This is a genomic window from Pyxidicoccus xibeiensis, assembly GCF_024198175.1.
Taxonomy (GTDB): Bacteria; Myxococcota; Myxococcia; order Myxococcales; family Myxococcaceae; genus Myxococcus; species Myxococcus xibeiensis.
Genome location: NZ_JAJVKV010000001.1, coordinates 699,627 through 714,324, shown reverse-complemented (window position 1 = coordinate 714,324; position 14,698 = coordinate 699,627). Strand labels below are relative to the sequence as shown.

Annotated in this window: 11 protein-coding genes; 5 read left to right on the top strand and 6 right to left on the bottom strand. The window is 72.9% G+C overall.

The window, feature by feature from the left end; genetic code table 11:
- Positions 1-94: 94 nt before the first annotated feature.
- From LXT23_RS02870 to LXT23_RS02860, 3 genes are all read right to left on the bottom strand, one after another.
- A complete protein-coding gene (locus LXT23_RS02870) occupies positions 95-634 on the bottom strand; it encodes a cupin domain-containing protein (protein ID WP_253978506.1) in 540 nt (179 codons plus the stop codon).
- Positions 635-751: 117 nt separating this feature from the next.
- Positions 752-1,777, bottom strand: coding sequence for a hypothetical protein (locus LXT23_RS02865; protein ID WP_253978505.1), 1,026 nt, complete (start codon positions 1,775-1,777; stop codon positions 752-754).
- A gap of 65 nt (positions 1,778-1,842) precedes the next feature.
- On the bottom strand, positions 1,843-2,202 hold the full coding sequence (locus LXT23_RS02860) for a VOC family protein (RefSeq protein WP_253978504.1): 360 nt from the start codon (positions 2,200-2,202) through the stop codon (positions 1,843-1,845).
- Between the two features lie 233 nt (positions 2,203-2,435).
- Here LXT23_RS02860 and LXT23_RS02855 point away from each other — a divergent pair, with 233 nt between their 5' ends.
- Genes LXT23_RS02855 through LXT23_RS02835 form a run of 5 tightly spaced genes read left to right on the top strand, consistent with a single transcriptional unit; the run spans position 2,436 to position 12,503 of the window.
- Positions 2,436-3,329 carry a DUF2135 domain-containing protein gene (locus tag LXT23_RS02855; protein WP_253978503.1) on the top strand — a complete coding sequence of 298 codons (894 nt, stop codon included), beginning with the start codon at positions 2,436-2,438 and terminating at the stop codon, positions 3,327-3,329.
- 35 nt (positions 3,330-3,364) lie between these two features.
- Positions 3,365-3,946 carry a DUF1175 family protein gene (locus tag LXT23_RS02850; RefSeq protein ID WP_253978502.1) on the top strand — a complete coding sequence of 194 codons (582 nt, stop codon included), beginning with the start codon at positions 3,365-3,367 and terminating at the stop codon, positions 3,944-3,946.
- A complete protein-coding gene (locus LXT23_RS02845) occupies positions 3,943-5,547 on the top strand; it encodes a hypothetical protein (protein WP_253978501.1) in 1,605 nt (534 codons plus the stop codon). The genes LXT23_RS02850 and LXT23_RS02845 overlap by 4 nt, the downstream gene beginning before the upstream one ends.
- On the top strand, positions 5,544-10,262 hold the full coding sequence (locus LXT23_RS02840) for an alpha-2-macroglobulin family protein (RefSeq protein ID WP_253978500.1): 4,719 nt from the start codon (positions 5,544-5,546) through the stop codon (positions 10,260-10,262). Before LXT23_RS02845 ends, LXT23_RS02840 begins: the two co-directional genes overlap by 4 nt.
- Positions 10,263-10,265: 3 nt before the next feature.
- Complete coding sequence (locus tag LXT23_RS02835) at positions 10,266-12,503, top strand: SpoIID/LytB domain-containing protein (protein ID WP_253978499.1); 2,238 nt, start codon at positions 10,266-10,268, stop codon at positions 12,501-12,503.
- 42 nt (positions 12,504-12,545) lie between these two features.
- On the opposite strand, the gene LXT23_RS02830 is transcribed toward LXT23_RS02835, so the two are convergent.
- The 3 genes from LXT23_RS02830 to LXT23_RS02820 are packed head-to-tail and all read right to left on the bottom strand — an operon-like array spanning position 12,546 to position 14,695.
- Positions 12,546-13,040, bottom strand: coding sequence for a ubiquitin-conjugating enzyme E2 (locus LXT23_RS02830; protein ID WP_253978498.1), 495 nt, complete (start codon positions 13,038-13,040; stop codon positions 12,546-12,548).
- Complete coding sequence (locus LXT23_RS02825) at positions 13,037-14,101, bottom strand: trypsin-like peptidase domain-containing protein (RefSeq protein WP_253978497.1); 1,065 nt, start codon at positions 14,099-14,101, stop codon at positions 13,037-13,039. The genes LXT23_RS02830 and LXT23_RS02825 overlap by 4 nt, the downstream gene beginning before the upstream one ends.
- Before the next feature lie 3 nt (positions 14,102-14,104).
- The gene (locus LXT23_RS02820; protein WP_253978496.1) at positions 14,105-14,695 is read right to left on the bottom strand and encodes an RING finger protein; all 591 of its coding nucleotides are present in this window, start codon (positions 14,693-14,695) and stop codon (positions 14,105-14,107) included.
- Positions 14,696-14,698 lie beyond the last annotated feature (3 nt).

Below are 14,698 nucleotides of genomic sequence, written 5' to 3'. Positions count from 1 at the left end.
GAAGACGCCCGCACGCGGTGGATGACCTCCACCGCGTGTGGCGCAGCAACTCCGGGCCCTGGCAACCGCCGGGCCCCGTTGCCCTGAAGCCTGCTCAGTAGGACGCAATGGACGTGGAGCCCGCCTCGACCCGGTAGCCCCGCAGGCGGCCGAGCGTCGCGAGCACCGCGAGCCCCGCGCCCACGAGGAAGCGGGGGCGCTGCGAAAGCCGGATGGTGTCGCGGTGGGTCCTCAGCAGCACGGCGAGGGCCAGCGGGCTCGGCAGGCCATCCTTCCCCCTGGGCCCGTCGCGGCGCGCGGCGTCCAGCGCGGCGAACCACTCCAGCGTGCGTCCGGCGGGCAGGGTCCTCCAGATGACCCGGGCCGGAGTGTCGTCGCTGGCATTCCACAGGCGGTGCACCGCGCCGCGCGGGATGTCGAGCGTGTCACCCGTCTGGAGCGTGCGCGCCTTGCCGTCCACCACGGTGTGCAGGGTGCCGGAGAGGACCTCGAAGCGCTCGTCCTGGGACGGGTGGAAGTGGGGTGGAGGAGGCGAGGCCCTGGAGCCGTACTCGACCTCCACCACGAGGGCCTCGGGCGAGTGCTGGTGGACGGTGACGGACTCGGTGGGAGTCAGGTGGTAGGTGGGCTGCATGGCTCGAGTCCCTCCCGCGCTGGAGCCTTCCGCTTCCACTCCAAGGTGCGACCCCTGTCCCCACCGGGCAGGAGCCTGGCCCACGGAGCCCCGCGCTGGCCGGCGGGCATGGAGGGACTACGGCGTGCGCACGCAGTCTCCGTCCCACGTGAGGCGCGTGCCTGCTTCCACCAGCTCGAAGTCCGAGGGCTGGATGGTCTGCAAGTCGCGCGGGCCGAGCAGGCCACTCCACTTCGCGGTGGTGAGCCGGTCGCTCTGCCCGGTGAGCGTGATGTTGCCGCCGTCGGCGAGGAACATGCCGTAGCGCTGGAGGGCGCGGGCCACGACGCGCGCGCCCTGCGTGGGCAGCGAGTCCACGGGGTAGTTGGCCCTGAGGCGCAGGCGTGCGCCGTAGGGCGGCGCGTTGGTGCCTCCGCTGGCGGCGCGCGTGGCGTGCGTGGCGGGGCGGACGTAGGTGGCGTGGCGGATGCGGTCGTTGGGGAGGATGAAGCGGATGGCGTGCTTGATTTCTCCGGCGGCGACTTCGTCGGCGTCGAAGAGCAGCGGGGCGATGGGCAGGCCCGCCGCGTCCGCGCTGGTGCACTGGTCACCGCGCCCTTCCGGTGGATAGACGCGGGCGAGGTCCCAGACGGCGAGGCAGCCGCCCCGGTACGCGTTGCCCTCGATGTCCACGCGCCACTGCTCGTACAGCTTGCGCGTGGGGCGGTGGATGACGATGAGGTGGCAGTCACCGTCCGAGGTGCAGGCGTAGCCGTCCTCGCCCTCGAGCGCGCCGCCCGGCGGGACGGGGACGGGGACCTGGTCGCACTCGCCCTCGTAGAAGTCGTCGGTGGGCTGGAAGGTGCGGAAGGGCGTGCTCTCGTCCGCGACGAGGACCTCGATGGAGAAGTCCATCTGCATGCGGCCGTTGCCCCAGCCGCGGCCCTGGAGGTAGGCGATGACGGCGCTCGACTGCGAGTCCACGGGCGCGGCCGAGATGTCCTGGTTCCACGGCGCGCCGGGAGGGAACAGCGGCCTGCGCGTCGAGTCATCGAAGCCCGGCAGCGGCGGGTCCTTGGGGGTGTCGTCCGAGTCGGAGCAGCCGGACAGGAGCCACAGGGAGGCACACAGCAGGACCGCGGGCGTGGGGACTCGGGTTCGCATGAGGCAGAGGATGCCTCATGGCGCTGACGGGTGGCACGGCGGCGCGCGGCATGGGCGCAGCCCGCTCACGCCTCCTGGAACTCCAGCCGGTTGCCGAACGGGTCCGCGCCGTGGAAGCGGCGCACGTCGGGCACGGAGTCGTCCCACTTCACCGGGTGCCCTGCGGCGAGCAGGCGTTCAGCGAGGGCATCCAGCGTCGTCACCCGGAAGGCCGGGTGCGCCTTCTTCGCGGGCAGGAAGGGCTCCTCCACGCCCAGGTGCAGGCCGCGCCCATCCGCCAGCTCGAACCAGAGTCCTCCGCGCTTCGCCAATTCCGGCGGCTTGGGCACTTCCTTCAGGCCCAGCAGCGCGCCGTAGAAGGCCCGTCCCTGCGCCTCCTCGCCTCGCGGCATGGCGAGCTGCACGTGGTCCAACCCCTGAATCATGGCCATGGCTCTCCTCGTGGGTGGCGGACGCGAGTCTGCCCGGACTCCCCGCGTGGCTGAAGGGCCACGGCCCGGCGGGCCCGTGCGGTTGGCTGCCCGCGTGTCGTAGGAGGCCCAACCACGTTCTCCTCTCTACGGACCCCTTGGCAGGCGACTTGAAATGGAGGCCCGTGCTGCCGCAGTCTGTCCGCCCGCCGACGCTCCGGCGGGACTCCTCCCTACAAGGACGCGCGATGCTCTCCGTCATCCTGGCCGTGCTCCTGTCGCAGACGGCGCCCGCCGCCAATCCGCGCCAGCAGGGCGTGCCCATCGGCAAGGGCAAGACGCTCCCCACCGTGCGCCTCACCGCCCCTTCCGGGGGCTGGACGGTGGACCGGATGATGCTCGTCGAGGGCACCGTCAGCGACACCACCATCGACCCCATCGTGGTCTCCATCAACGGCGACCGCTACCTCATGCGCACCTACGGCGGTCGCTTCAGCCGCAAGTTCCCCGCCGCCAGCGGGAAGAACATCGTCACGGTGATGGCCACCAACCAGGCCGGCACCGCGCGCACCCAGGCCACCAGCTACGCGCAGATTCCGCCCGTCCCCTTCAAGGTCGTCCTCACCAGCGACACCGACGGCGTCTATACCGACCTCCACGTCTACGAGCCCACCGACGCCAGCGAGGCCGGTGACCAGCTCCAGGTCGGCGAGATGGCCCACGTCTACTGGGCCGACACCGCCAGCCCCTCCGGCGGCACCTTCTTCCTCAACGAGCAGGGCGGCGACTTCGACCAGCCCGCGTACGGCCCGTACCTCTACATCCACCGCGCGCCGCCCAAGGGCGTGTACCTCGTGGCCACCAACTACTGGCCCAGCGGCGACAAGGCCCACACCGTGGCCACCCTCAACCTCGCGCTCTTCGAGGGCACGCCGAACGAAGTCCGCCGCATGGTGCGCATCCCCCTGGCCACCCCGGGCACCACCCGCGTGCTGGCCTGGGTGAACGTCCTCGGCGACGGCCAGGCCGAGGTGTACGTGCCCGCGCAGGACCCCAAGCCCAAGCACCCGGACTGGCCCAAGAATCTCGCGGAGGCCCTCAAGGAGCTCCAGACCAGCGGCGACAGCGGCGAGGGCGGCTAGTGAGCCCCTCGCTCTCGTAAGGCGACCCCACTCCCATGCTCGCCCTGTCCCTGCTCCTCTTGCTGGAGGCCACCGCGCCCGCCGCGCCCGAGTCGCGCGACGTGCTGCTGCGACGGCAGGTGGCGCAGGTCGCGCTCGCGCAGGTGAAGAAGCAGGACGCCGCGTGGCATCCGGAGCAGCGTGACTGCGCGGGCCTCATCCGCTTCGCCTTCCGCGCCGCCTACAAGCAGCACGCGCCCGAGCGGCTCGCCTCGCCGCTGTGGAAGGACGCGCGCGGCCGGCCCGCGGACTTCGCGGACGCGGAGACGCTGCTCCAGCACAGCTTCGTGCCGCTGGGCCGCGACGACACCACGCGCGACACGCTGCGCACCGGGGACGTGCTGGCCTTCCGGCAGGAGCATGACTCCGGCCCCGTCTTCCACCTGATGCTGGTGGTGCGCCCGGAGGACCGGGCCCACGCGCCCGCGCGCGTCGTCTACCACCCGGGGGAGAAGGGCGCCGCCGTGCGCACCGGGCTCCTCCATACCCTCGCCACCGAGGCGCCGCTGGAGTGGCGCCCGGTGCAGAACAATGCCGGCTTCCTCGGCTTCTTCCGCTTCAAGGAGTGGTTGCCATGACGTCTCCCTCCAGCCCGCCGCCCCCGGCGGCCCCGCCTCCCCGGCGCGGTCCGCCCAAGGCGATGGTGATTGGCCTCGCCACCGCCGTCGTCGGAGCCGCCGTTGCCGGCGCCTTCGTGCTCGGCCGCCGCACCGGCAAGTCGGACCCGGGCGCCGGAGCGCCGCTGGTCAGCGGTGACAGGCAGGGCCCGCCCAGCGCGGGCGCCGCGGTGGAGGGCCTGCCCGAGCCCGGCTCGACGGCCCTGGAGGTGCCCGGCACCTCCGCGCCCGCCGCCATCTGGGTGGACGTGCACCAGCCCGGCAAGCTGCGCGACGCGCTGGCGAAGAACACGTGGCTGCGCGAGCAGCTCCAGAAGCCGCTCGGCCAGGGCTTCGTGGGCGGGTGGGCCGCCTTCTTCGGCTCCACCGGCGAGGACCTGAAGGGCAACTTCCAGGGCGCGGTGCTGGACCTGGTCGCCGGCCGCCTCCTGAACTCGCCGTTCCGCACGGTGTGGTTCGCCGGTGACGCGCGGGCCAGCACGCCCGCCTTCATCGTCCCCACGCCGATGACCAGCGCCACGTCGGCGTACGAGGCGCTCGACACGGTGGCCAGCCGCGGCGTGATGACCGCGGCGAGCTGCCCGGGCGGCACCGGCACCGTGCCCGCGAATGGCTTCGAGCTGAAGCGCTGGCTGGTGGCCGAGCAGACGCTGTGGGCGGCGCGCACCGAGGACCGGCTGGTGCTGGCCCGCCACCCGGTGGCGGTGCTCCAGGGCCTGTGCACGGACCTGCCGGAGCTGAGCGCGAAGGACGGCGTGGACGTGGAGCTGGGCTTCGACCCGAACGCCTACGGCCGCGAGACGCAGCTCTTGTCGCACGTGCTGGGGCTGGCCCCGGGCGCGAGGCTCCAGTTCGGCGTGGAGGGCGAGCGGCTGGTGGGTCGTGGCATCGCTGGCGCGCTGATGGACGGCCCCGTCCGCCTGGACGCGGCGCCGCTGTCCGACGATTTGCTCAAGCTCGTGCCCGAGGACACCCCGGTGCTGCTGGCCGTGCAGCTCAAGCTGCCGGAGTCGCTGGGTGAGGGCTCGCTGAAGACGTACTGGGAGGAGGGCGGCGGCAAGGTCCCCACGCGCACGCGGCAGGTGGCGCTGGTGTGGACGCCGCGCGGGGACCCGGCGCTGCCCATGGAGATGGCGCTGCTGTGGGGCCGCGTGGAGGACAAGGCCTCGCTGGGGGCGCTGTTCTCCGGGGGCTACAACCGGCTCGTCACCGGCAGCTTCTGCAACCACGTGGTGATGGCGTCCACCGAGGCGGAGCTGGAGCGGCTGCGCAAGGCGTGCGAGGGCAAGACGCCCAACCTGCTCAACGCGGCGGGCCCCGTCGTCGCGGGGCTGCGCGCGCCCACGTCGCTGGCCTTCGGCGTCAACACGGGCCGGCTGCTCAGCGGCCTCACCATGGACGGCTTCCTGTCCGAGTCCCGTTCGGGACGCAACGCGCCGATACCGAGCGCGGCGCCCCCTGAAATCGAAGCGGCGCGGCGCGACCTGGAGTCGCTGCCGTACCTGGGCCTGCGCGGCACCGTGCAGGGCGATTCGCTGGTTCCTGGAGGTTTCGGGTCATGAAGACTTCTGCTCGTCTCGCGGTCCTCGCCGCGCTGGTCGTCTCCGGCTTGGCCGCGGCCAAGCCGCTCTACATCACCGTGCCCCGCTCCTACGGCAGCCAGGAGCCGGTGGCGGTGGACGTGGCCTTCGAGGACAAGGGGCCCGTGGAGCTGCGCGTCCTCAAGCCCGACAACGTGGATGCCTTCATCCGCGCGCAGGGGGACTTGCGGCGCGCGTACCAGCTGCCGCCCACGCTCAACAACCCGGGCCGCGCGCTCAGCCGGGGCCTCAACACCGTGCGCGCGCCGGGCATGTGGCTGCTCGACACGCTCAACCCGTCCTTCCGCGAGGCCGTGGGCGGCGCGCTGCCCAAGCCCTCGGACGTGCCGGGCTCCGGCGAGCCGCTGGCCAAGGTGGCCGAGGGGCCGAAGAAGCTGGTGGGCGTGCCGCCGGGCTTCACCGTGGCGCGCAGCCAGTGGCTCAACCTGGACCTGGGCGGCGCCGAGCGCGACTTCAACGTCCCCGGCTTCTACGCCCATGGCCCCGGCGGCTTCCAGGAGCGCCGCGTGACGCTGGCGCCGCTGCCCGCGGGCACCTACGTCCTCCAGCTCGTCCAGGGCCTGGTGGAGGGGCAGGTGGTGCTCGTCGTCAGTGACCTGACGGTGCAGCTCAAGCAGACGGATGGACAGGTGCTGGTGCGCGTGGCGGGGAGAGATCAGAAGCCCGCCGTCGGCGCGCAGGTGCAGGTGTACCTGCCCAAGGGCAAGGGCCCCGCGGGGAAGACGGACGCGAAGGGTGAGGTGGCGCTGGAAGTCGCCGAGCCGCGCATCATCGCCACCGCCTCCGTCGGGGGCGACACGGCCATTGTCGACACGGACTTCTACTCCGCGCTGGCGGTGGCGCCGGACGTGTTCATCTACAGCGACCGGCCCATCTACAAGCCGGGCAACGAGATGAAGTACCGGGGCGTGGTGCGCCAGCCGGACACCTTCCTCGCGCGCCTCTTCACGCCGAAGAAGCGCGAGGTGACGGTGAAGCTCGTCTCGCAGGAGGGCCGCGCCATCACCACGCGCGCCGCGGTGGACGAGTTCGGTGCCTTCAACGGGACGCTGAAGGTTCCGGACGACCTGGGCACCGGCGTGCTGCGCGTGGAGGCGGAGGTCGACGGCCAGCCGCACCAGGGCGAGGCCCGCGTGCAGGACTACGTGAAGCCGACGTTCTACCTGGAGACGGAGCCTGAGTCGGAGACGGTGGTGCCCGGGCAGACGCTGCGCGTGAAGGTGCGCGCCCGCCGCTATGCCGGTGGCGTCCCCGACGGCGCGAAGTACGAGGTGTTCCTCTACCGCAGCCTGCTGGACGCGCCCGCGTGGGTGGATGACGCCGGCAAGGGCGGCGGAGGCAGCGCGGTGACGTACGGCTCGTCCTCCAGCACCGAGGGCAAGCTGAGCGTCCCCGAGCGCCTGTACTCCTCCGTGGCTGCGCGGAATGCCACCGAGGACCCGTGGGCCAGCGCCAGCGCCTTCGACGCGAATGGCGAGGCGGAAATCGAAGTGGCCGTGCCGGCGCTGGCGGCGGGGGAGGAGCGGATTCCGTATCGCTACTCGCTCACCATCCGCGCGCGGGACGACCAGGAGACGTTCGCCAACTCCACCACCGCCTTCTTCCTGTCGAAGGTCGAGGTGCTGGGCGTGGCGCGGTACTCGGACGCGGTGGTGGCCAAGGGCAGCGAGGCGATGCTGGCGGTGCGCGCCACCACGCTGTCGGGCAAGCCCTACGGCGTCACCCAGGGCGAGGTGGAGTTCGTGTCGCGCAAGGCGGACGGCGAGGAGAAGAGCCTGGGCAAGCGCTCGTTCACCACGGCGGCGGACGGCACGCACCGCGAGAAGGTGCCGACGTCCGAGGTGGGCGCGGTGCTGGCGCGCGTGGTGGTGAAGGACAAGAAGGGCGAGACGTGGGAGGGCGAGGAGCAGCTGCTCGTCATCGGCGCGGCGGACGAGCCGGTGGCGCAGGTGCCCAACCTCACGCTGGCGTCGCTGTCCGGCACGCTGGAGCCGGGCGACACCGCGCGGCTGGTGGCGCTCCTGCCGGACGGCTGGGGCCCGGGTGGCCGTGACGCGGGCCCGGTGTGGGTGACGCTCGCGGGCGCCAGCCTCTATGACACGCAGGTGGTGGAGCTGAAGGGCCGCACGCTGGTGCACAGCTTCAACGTGGAGAAGCGCTTTGGCGGCGCGGTGTACGCGTCCGTCGCGTACCCCACGGCCACGGGCCGGTGGGAGGAGCGCACGGTGGCCTTCCGGGTGATTCCGCGCGAGCGCACCCTCACCGTGGAGCTGCAGCCCATCCGCGCCGAGGCCGCGCCGCTCACCGAGCAGTCCGTCGACCTGCGCGTGGTGGACCACGAGGGCCGCGGCGTCGTCGCGCAGCTGTCCGTGGGCGTGGTGGACAAGGCCGTCTACGCCATCCAGAGCGAGTTCCGTCCCAAGGTGGTCGACTTCTTCTACCCGCCGGCGCGCAACAACGTGTCCAACTTCTTCTCCGCCGAGTTCCAGGGCTACGGCTACGGCGAGGCGCTGGCGCGCAAGCTGGCGGGGCTGCCGGACCATGCCTTCGCGTCCATCAAGCCGCCCAGCCGCCAGGCGAAGGACCTGGAGAAGGACACCGCGTACTGGAACCCGACGGTGGTGACGGACCGGGACGGCCGCGCCACGGTGCGCTTCACGCTGCCCTCCAACCAGACGCTGTGGGTGGTGACGGCGGTGGCGGCGGACACGTCCGGCCGCTTCGGCGAGGGCACCTCCGAGTTCGCCACGCGCGGCGGCCTCAACCTCTACGCCGCGCTGCCGCAGTTCCTCCGTCAGGGTGACGAGGCCTTCGCCTCGGTGCGCCTGTCGGCGGGGGAGAAGGCTCCGCCCAGCCAGCTCCTGGACGTGAAGCTGGCGTCGCTGGGCTCGCTGAAGGCGGACCAGTCGCAGCACAAGGTGGAGCTGGCGAAGGGCGGCGAGCAGGTGGTGCCGGTGACGCTGAAGGCGACCTCCACCGGCCCCGCGCAGCTCTCCGTGGACGTGACGGGTGGCAAGGACCCGCTGCGCGACAGGAAGCTGTTCCAGGTGGAGCCGGCGGCGGTGGAGGACGTGGTGAAGGTGAGCGCCTGGGGCGGCGGCGCGCTGGAGGTGCCCGCGGCGAAGGAGGCGACGCTGGCCAGCGTGGAGCTGGTGCTCCAGCCGTCGCTGGTGGACGCGGCGCTCTCCAACGTGCGCGAGCTGCTGACGTACCCGTACGGCTGCCTGGAGCAGCTGGTGTCCACCACCGTCCCCAACGTGGCGGTGTACCAGGTGCTCCATCAGGCGGGCGCGCTGGCGAAGCTGGACACGGACACGCAGGCGCTGCTGGCGGAGGCGCGCAGCCGCTCCGTGCAGGGCACCGCGCGCATCCTCAACCTCGCCGTGAAGGGCGGTGGCTTCACCTGGTTCGGCGGCTACGAGACACCGAGCCTGCCGCTGACGCTCATCGCCCTGGACGGCCTGGCCTACGCCGCCGAGGCGGGGCTGGTGGACCGCGCCGACCCGCGCCTCACCGAGAGCGCCCGCTGGCTGGAGGCGCAGGAGGGGCTGCCCCCCGAGTACGAGGCCACCCGGGCCTACGTGCTGGCGCGGCTGGAGGGTCCGAAGCAGGCCGCCCGCGTGCGCGCGCTGGTGGAGGCGTCGGAGGCGGGGGACCTGTACCCGCTGGCGCTGGCGGTGCTGGCGGCGGAGAAGGCGGGCATCATGAAGGAGCCCGCGCTCCAGGCGCGCATCAACTCGCTGGTGGCGAAGAGCGCGCAGGGCTACGCCACGCTGGCCGCGTACAAGCCGGGCCAGGAGTTCGAGACGTCCGACGCGTTCTTCCGCTTCCCGCTGCGGCGCGTGGGCATGACGGCCATCGCCGGGCACGCGGCGTCATTCGGCACGCTCGACATCACCCGCGCGCGCAAGCGCATGTTGGAGATGCTGTCCGAGCCGGACCTGTCCACCTTCGACCGGAGCACCGCGCTCCTGCACTCGCTGTGGCTGCTGGAGCGCGATGCCAAGGCCTTCAAGGGCATGACGCCGCCGGAGGTGAAGGGCGTGAAGGGCGAGGTGAAGTTCTCCCCGCGCGGCATGGGCCTGGTCGCCACCCTGGCACCGGGCACGCGCACGGTGGACGTGGGCGGCTTCGACGGCGTGGCCACGCTGCGCGCCACCACGCTCACCCCGCTGTCGGCGGTGCAGCCGAAGGCGGAGGGCATGTCCATCTCCCGCGCCTACTACGTGCTGCGCGAGGGCGGGAAGGTGAAGCTCAACCCCGGTGACACGGTGTCGCAGGGTGAAGAGGTCTACGTGGAGCTGACGCTGGACTCGCGTGGCGAGAGCCAGCTGCGCTCGGCGTACTACGTGGTGGAGGACGCGGTGCCCGCGGGCTTCGTCGCGCTGCAGGAGGACAAGGTCTTCCGCGGCCCGCCGCACTCGCTGCCCCTGTCCCACGAGGCGCTCCGCCGCCGCGTGCTGGACCCGGAGCGCGCCACCTTCTTCTTCGAGGAGCCGGCGCCGTGGAGCCACAGCCCCCGCGTCATGGGCTACGTGCTGCGCGCGCAGTTCCCGGGCACCTACTCCGCGCCTCCCGCGCGCATCGAGGACATGTACGCCGCCACGCTGCACGGGCGGACGGCCGCGGACTCGCTGAAGGTGGTGCCGTCGAAGAAGGGCACGGGCGACCTGTAGCCCATGCTGTGGGCCGCCACGGTGGCCGCGCTGCTGGCGGCCACCCCCACCTTCGTCACCCGTGGGGACGTGACTCCCGAGGCGGAGCTTCGCCGCGAGGCGGAGACCGCCTGGGCGGCGCTGGAGGCGCGGTACGTGGCGGAGGCGGGCGCCGCTCCGGCGAAGGCGCCCGTCACGATTGTCCTCCAGCGCGGCGTGGCCCTGCCTCCCGAGCGCAACGCGCAGGGAAGGCCGGGCCGCGTGGAGCTGCGGCAGAACACGCCGGGCGTGCTGGAGGAGCGGCTGCGCGTGGCGCTGCGGCACGAGCTGGCGCACCAGCTCCTGTGGTGGGCGTGTCCGCAGTCCAGCGAGGACCGGCTGTTCCACGAGGCCTTCTCGGTGGCGGTGAGCGGCGAGCTGGCGGCGTGGAAGGAGGCGCCGTACCAGTCGCTGTCGCGCGCGGCGTCGGAGCTGGCCTCGGCACCGGCGGTGGACACGCCCCGGGCGCGGCGGGCGCTGGCGCGGCTGCTGAGTGAGTCGGTGGGCTTTCCCAAGGCGCTGTCGCGCCGGCTGCGCCAGTGCCAGGACGGGGCGCGGTGGGTGGTGCCGCTGAGCATCGACGAGCTGGCCGAGGTCTCCGTGCGCGCGCCCGGGCCGGCCATGGTGGTGGTGAGCCGGCACTCGGGTGAGGTGCTGCTGGCGGAAGGGGACGTGCGGCGCGCGGTGCCGTATGGCTCCACGCTCAAGCCGTTCCTGTACGCGGCGGGCGCGGGGCACCCGGTGCTGGCGCCGCGCGCGGGCGTGCAGGAGTGGGCGTGCGGGCCGGGCCTGCCCGCGAAGGTGGACGGGAGCACGGCGCTGCTGCGCTCGTGCAACGGGTACTTCCTGGACTGGGAGGCGAAGGGCTCGGCGCCGAAGGCCTTCGGGGCGTGGGGGCCGGTGCTGGAGACGGTGGGGCTGACGGGGACTCCGGCGGACATGGCGGATGCGATTGGGCTGCGCTCCACGCTGGCGCTGTCGCCGTGGGGGATGGCGCAGGCGTACCGGCTGCTGGCGGAGGCCCGGCCGGATGTGGTGGCGCTGCTGGCGGACAACGCCGCGCGCGGCACGCTGTCGGAGCTGCCGGCGTCGAAGGCGCTGGCCGGTGTGGCCACGAAGACGGGCACCGTGCGCGATGCCGCGAGCCGGCCGCAGTTCGGGTGGATTGCGGCGGTGGACGCGGACCTGGTGGTGGTGGCGGTGCGGCCGGGGAAGATGCCGCGTCACTTCGCGGAGGAGATTCCGGCGACGCTGGCGCGGGTGCGCCGGCAGGCCGGGCTGGACGCCGCGCGCGTGCAGGTGCTGGGACTGGTGCCCGCGAAGGAGGTGGAGGCGCGGTGCTCCGGAGCGGGCTTCGCGGTGGAGGACGGCGTGCCTCGTGCGGCTCCGGCGGAGTGGGCGCGGCTGGAGGGGCTCACCTCACGCGGGGCGGCGGTGTGCCTGGGGGCACCGTGGCGCGTGCGCTTCCCCAAGGGCGTGGAGGAGGGGCGCGACTACGCCGGTGTCTTTACGTGGTCGACGCCGCCGCCATACCGGCCGCCGCCGGGCGTGCCCACGTCACCGAGCGCGCTGAAGGCGCGGCGGGGCTCGGACTTCATCTTCCGCACCACGCGCCTGCAGTACACGGCGGGCGTGGTGGGCGCGGAGGACGTGACGCTGAGGGGCGAGCCGCGCGTGGCGCTGGCGCGGGTGATTGCGCACAACGAGCAGCACAGCCGCCACCCGGGCCGGCCCGTCTGTGACACCACGCACTGTCAGGCCTTCCGAGGCACCGTGCGCGTGCAGGCGGAAGAGGCGAAGGCGGTGGGGCTGGCGCCGCTGAAGTGGAAGGAGTGGCTGCTGTTCTCGCAGGGCGGAGAGGAGCCCTGGAAGGAGCGCCGCCCGCGCGCGGAGGTGGAGCGGCTGGTGGGACGCGGGCTGGTGTCGCTGCGCTTCGAGGGCGGACGCGCGCTGTCCATCGTCACGAAGACGGAGGGCGACTCGACGTTCGAGTCCGCCGGCTCGCTGCCATGCGACCTGCTGCGCTCCGGGTTGAAGCTGGCGTCCTGTCCGCGCACGGCCTCGTTCGACGGGCCCGACATGGTCTTCGAGGGACGCGGGCGCGGCCACGGCGAGGGTCTGGACGTGGAGGCCGCGAAGGCGAGCGGCCTCAAGAGCGACGCGATTCTCGAAGGCGCCTACGGGCGGCAGCGCCCGGCGCCCCGGGACGACAGCGGGAGCTGAGGCCCGCGCTGCCCTTCCATTGCCCCCGACATCGCAATGGCTTCAGGGTGACGCAACCCGCGGCACCTGGAGGGCGTCCGTCCGGGCGGAGAGGTCAACGCGCTGGATGGGCAAGCGGGCCATGTGCTCCTCGGCCCAGCGCGCGGCCGCGCCGTTGAGCGGGCTCTTGATGTTGTAGCTCTGGAAGGTGATGAGCTCGCCGATGCGCACGATGAGCGCCGCGAGCGACTCGCCCGCGCTCCAGTGGTCTCCGATGCAGATGGCGTGCGGGGCGATGTTGGGGTGGAAGACGGGGGTGAGCATCCGGCACTGGGGCGCCTGACGCGGGTACCCCAGCGTGAGGAAGACCTCCACCAGGTGCTCACCCTTGGGCACCACCTGCTCGTTCTGCATCACCAGGCCCTGCACCCGGTACTCCAGGCGGTAGCGCTCGGGAGGGTCACCCGCCGCTTCGAGCACGCGGATGTAGGGGTGGTCCGCGAAGCAGCTCTGAACCATTCGCTGGTCCGCGACCAGCCGCCGGTGTCTCACGTTCATCGAGGGCTCCTCTCTTCGTCGACTGATGTTTGCACGAGCCCGCGCAGCGAGGCATCCGCGCCGCGGAGGACCTCGGCGAGCGTCTCCACGCTGATGGCGAACCCCAGCCCTTCGGAGCGGGTGCGCTCCACCGCCCAGGTGTTGATGCCGATGAGGCCCCCGTCCTCGGAGTAGAGGCCGCCGCCGCTGTTGCCGGGGTTGATGGCCGCCTGCACCTGGTAGACGCGGCCCTCGAGGGAGCCCATGGGCAGGCGGCGCACCGCCGAGAGCACCCCGACGGTGTAGGTGGTGTCGTAGCCGAGCGGGTTGCCCACGGCGAACACCCCGTCCCCCACGCGTGCGGCGCGCCGGGCGTCCAGCCGCATGACCTCACCCGGGCGCTCGCGCTCCGAGCGCGTCTCCACCACGGCCAGGTCCACGCCCTCCGGCCCGAGCCAGACGACCCGCCCCGCCACCACCTCACCGTCGTGGAAGGCGACTCGCAGGGCCGCGCCCTGGGCGCAGTCGGCCACGTGGCGGTTGGTCAGCAGCAGCGTGCGGCCGTCACCGCTCGCCACGTTGACCCCGGAGCCCAGATGGGTGTCTCCGCCGGTGCACGTCAGGCGCACGTTGGCGAGCAGCGCCTGACGGATGTGGGCGGGCGCGTCCGTGAGCCCCTGCGCGTTCGAGGTGGGCATCGAGGGCGGGGCCGTGAGCGGGCGGATGGCCGCGGGGGTGGCGACCGCCCACAGGAGGACCCCCATCCAGCCCACGAACTCGAACGCTCCGACGAGGAGCCCCGCCAGCGCGATGCCGGTACCGCGCACGTCCTCGCGGCCGTACAGCCGCGAGAGCGCCAGCGCTCCGCAGACGATGGCGATGGGCCCCAGGAGGCAGCCGACCAGCGGGACACCGATGAGCGCCAGCACCAACGCTCCGACGGCGAGCCGGTCGACGCGGGGCGGCCCTGCTTCACGGAGCGCCGCCTGGCGCGCCGCGAGGGGGCGCGGCGGAAGTGGCACCACCGCGCGCGCCACCTCCTCTGGCTCGATGCGGATGCGCTCGGGCTCGGGAGCCGTCATGGGTCAGCTCCCGAGGAAGAGCGCTGCCAGCAGCAGCAAACTCGTGGTCACCGCCGAGGCTCCGAGTCCGAGCAACGCCAGCACCCGGCGCTGCGACGGCAGCTGGCGCACCACGGCGCGGTTGCTCGAGTACCAGATTCCGCCCACCACCAGCGTGAGCGGCGCGGTGCAGGGCACGAGCCCCGCGATGAAGAGCCAGAGCGCGGCGGTGCCCGCGGCCGCGCGCCGCTCCGCGGACTGGGACTGGCTGTCCGCCTCGACGGCCGTCATCGGCTGCTCCGTGGCGAAGACCTCGCCGCAGAAGCGACAGCGCAGGGCGGCGACCTTGATCTGCTCCCCGCAGCCGGTGCACGCCTTCTCCTCCCGCCCCCAGTAGGTCCGCGCGCTCACCCCTGTCTCGGCCGGTGTGGCGGAGGGCATGTGGACGCAGCCGTACTGCGCGCAGCCCCCATTCTCCGCCCAGCACTCGGCATGGAAGGGCGACTGGCAGGCGGGGCAGGTGCCCACCGACTCCTCGACCTCGATGCCCGTCTGGCAGATGCCGCACGGCGCGCCCGCGAAGCCGGAGGCGGACTGGGGCTGGAGCTCGGACACCGC